The sequence below is a fragment of the Fibrobacter sp. genome, assembly GCF_017545445.1.
Lineage (GTDB): Bacteria > Fibrobacterota > Fibrobacteria > Fibrobacterales > Fibrobacteraceae > Fibrobacter.
The window spans coordinates 1-3089 of the sequence record NZ_JAFWOM010000152.1; the positions used below are offsets into that span (position 1 = coordinate 1).

2 protein-coding genes are annotated in these 3089 nt (G+C 44.3%); both read right to left on the minus strand.

Annotation, left to right across the window (positions count from 1 at the left end):
* Positions 1–1664, minus strand: a 1664-nt coding sequence (locus IKG78_RS17890; RefSeq protein ID WP_290946019.1) for a S8 family peptidase, incomplete at its 3' end; no start/stop codon positions are given.
* Positions 1664–2704, minus strand: a complete 1041-nt coding sequence (locus IKG78_RS17895) for an AAA family ATPase (protein ID WP_290946021.1) — start codon at positions 2702–2704, stop codon at positions 1664–1666. The genes IKG78_RS17895 and IKG78_RS17890, both read right to left, overlap by 1 nt.
* Positions 2705–3089: the final 385 nt, after the last annotated feature.

A 3089-nucleotide genomic window follows, 5' to 3' on the forward strand; every position in this document is an offset into this window, starting at 1 on the left:
GTATTGTATTGCCGAGATTCGCCCGTTAAAATGAATCGGATTTCGTCATCCTTACTGCGAATAATGTCATCAATTTTTCTAGGTGCGACACCATAGCCGATTTTTGTCGATGATTCTTCGTTTGGAGTCCATCCGGCAGCAGAATCAATAAGCATCGCTTTGGCGACTTCGCGACGCAAGCCCATGACATAAATCAAGTAGGCCATTTTTCGGGCAATCCATGGCGCTGCATACGATGTTCCAGAAACTAGCGTTGTGCCTTTAGGACCATATGCAACCATTTTTTTCTTATAGTCACCACCATAATAGCAGAGGTCGGGCTTGTTGTAGAACGAAAGAACGGGGCCAGTACGCGTGTAGGACGCTGGTTTCTTTTCAAAATCTACCGAATTTACAACAATGGAATTGATGGAATCTGCCGGTGCTCCAATTCGCTTTTCTCCATTCTCGCCGACATCCTTGTTTGTTCCTGCGATGATGAATGTTACATCATTTTCATACTGGATTTTGTCAAGGATGGCTGCTTCTGGAGAAATGTAGTTTTCAGGAATTTCTTGCTTTGAACCGAGCGAGAGATTCCAAACTTTGATGTTCTTATTTTCCGAGACAATTTGCCTGATGGTCTTTAATATGGTAAACGTGCTACCGACATTTCCTGCGAGAACGCCGAAATGCTTTACGCGAAAGCGTCCGCATCCATCATCAAGTTCTGGATTGAGTGCCGGGCCATCTACAATGATTGAAGAAACCGTGGTTCCGTGTTCGGAATCTTCCTTTTTGATTTCGATTTCATCGGGGACAGTGTTGACGTAATCAACCCATTTTGAAAAATAGGCGTTTGTATCGAAAACGGTATCAATGACGCCGATAATCGGTTCATTTGTTGGCTCGGCAATGCGAGGCTTTACACCTTCGGCGGTTTCAAAATCGTCTTTAGTGTATTTGGAAATATCTGAAACGGCCATTGCAATAAGGTAAGGCGCCTTGTTGTTCAAGATGCTTACTTCATGAGGATTTAATTGCAATGTGGTTCCATTGATGATTCTGTCGTTAGTTATGACGATGCCGAAACTTCTCAGCAAATCGACAGCATCTTCACCGATGTCATAAATGGAAATAAGGGAGGTTTCGTCTAAATTTTTCGGAGCGCGGTCTTTTGCAAAATGACTTATATAAAAACAATCTTTTACGCACTGCATAAATGGCGTTTTGTGCATAACTTTGATTGACCATGTGTCCGTAGATAATTGCTCTAGATCTTCGGCGGTGACTTCTCCGCCGAAATTGTTTTCAATAATTTTTTGGCAGTCATCTAGGCGCTCTATCGCCTTGGTGAATTCGCCTTTGTCAAAGCAGTAGGTGATGATGTGTTTCGTTTTTGTCTTGTCAAATTTTGCACCTACAATATGCTCGTCGCAATCGAATGCAAAGATGCTATGCATACGGTTGCTTTTGGCGATAATGCGGTTATAATGCACGTCCAATAGCGCTTTAGGCAGCGTTGGATCGTGCAACCATTTTGATTGCTCGATTTTAAGTTCCTGAATCAGCTGGCCGACATGCTCTGCCGTTACATGGCTTTTGCTGGGGAGCTTGGGTGCACCCGGCATCGTCGGGTTGGGGGCGTGTTCAAACCGCCCTTTTAAAAGGAGAACGTCATTCATTATTTATCTCCTTGTAAAGCTCTGGCTACTTGGCTTTTTGAAACGCCAGAAAGTATTTCGATTTCGCGGACGGTGAAACCTTGTTCCTGTAATTGCTGCAAATCGCTTGGAATGTGGCCGATGAATTTTTCGTACAGGCGTCTAAGGTAATCGCCTTCAACGCTTGTGTCGCTGAAGGCGACTGCGGTCTTGATGATGTTCTTGAGTTCGCCTGGATTGGGGAGGCTTCCGTTCTTGCTGATAATCTTGAAGAACAGCCTCGTGTTTCGCCCTGCAATTTTGAACTTGGTCAAGAAACTGTTCAAAATAGATTCTGCGATTTCTTGCAGGTCTTCTTGCGTGTATCTGTTGAAATCGACAATTAAATCGAATCGGCGGGAAAGCGCTTTGTCAAAGTGCTTGAAAAGGTTTGTGGTGGCGATGATGGTAATCTGCTCGTTGAGGTTGTCAAAGCCTTTGAGGATAGCCGACGTAGCACGGCCCATTTCGCGAAGGTCGTGAGAGTTGGTTCTGTCGAGAGCGATAGCATCGATCTCGTCGAACAGGACGAGAATTTTTTCGGGGTGTGCAAAATGGTTCAGTTCATCGAACAATGCGGCGATGTTCTTTTGTGTTTGACCGAGTTTGCTGTCGATGATGGTGTCGAAATCGACGCAGAATAGGTCGCGCTCCAGAATGCGGGCGATTTGCCGTACGGATTCGGTCTTGCCTGTTCCGGGTGCGCCCTGGAACAGGAACTTGTTGATTCCCATGTTCCGCTGGATGGCGTTGATGATTCCGAGAACATCCTTTTCAATGGGCGTGGGGAGCGGCAGCGAATCGTGCGAAGGGGCGACCTTGCGGAAAAAGGTCATCTGGTCTTCGTGCATTTGCGGCACAAAGGCGTTCGCGCTGGACATAAGGGCCATGATGTATTCCGAAAGCTGAAAATCGCCGCTAGCGTCAAAATCCCGGGCAATTTCGTACGCCTCCTCGCGGAATGCGGGGTCGTTTTTCTCGGCGTAATAGCGAATCAGATTGATGACATTTTTCTTTTTCATGGACTTGACCTACCTTGTTCCTTAATATAAACAATATTGGGACAAAAGTCAAGTATTTTGGGACAAAATGTTTGATTTTTGCGTTTTTCACTATTTTTCATGACACTGGTGGACTATAAGATGTCAAACCAGGTTGCTTGGTGTTCAAGGTTATATCACTTAACAGCAAAAAAAGGATATATTATAATAAAAAAAAATGTGAATTCTAAAATGGAATCCTGCTAAACGGAAAAACTTACCAAGCAATGCCGAAAAGGTAGAATATGAGTGAAGAATCGAAAGAAATATTATTCCATTCTCTTGAAGAAGTTGATGCATTTTTTGAACGGTTCTTAATCGAAGAAAAAGGCGTTGTAACATACAGGCAATACCCTAATTTTACCCA

Excerpts from the sequence above, each read along its gene's own strand:
- IKG78_RS17895 (WP_290946021.1), bottom strand. The coding sequence starts at position 2,704 with ATGAAAAAGAAAAATGTCATCAATCTGATTCGCTATTACGCCGAGAAA.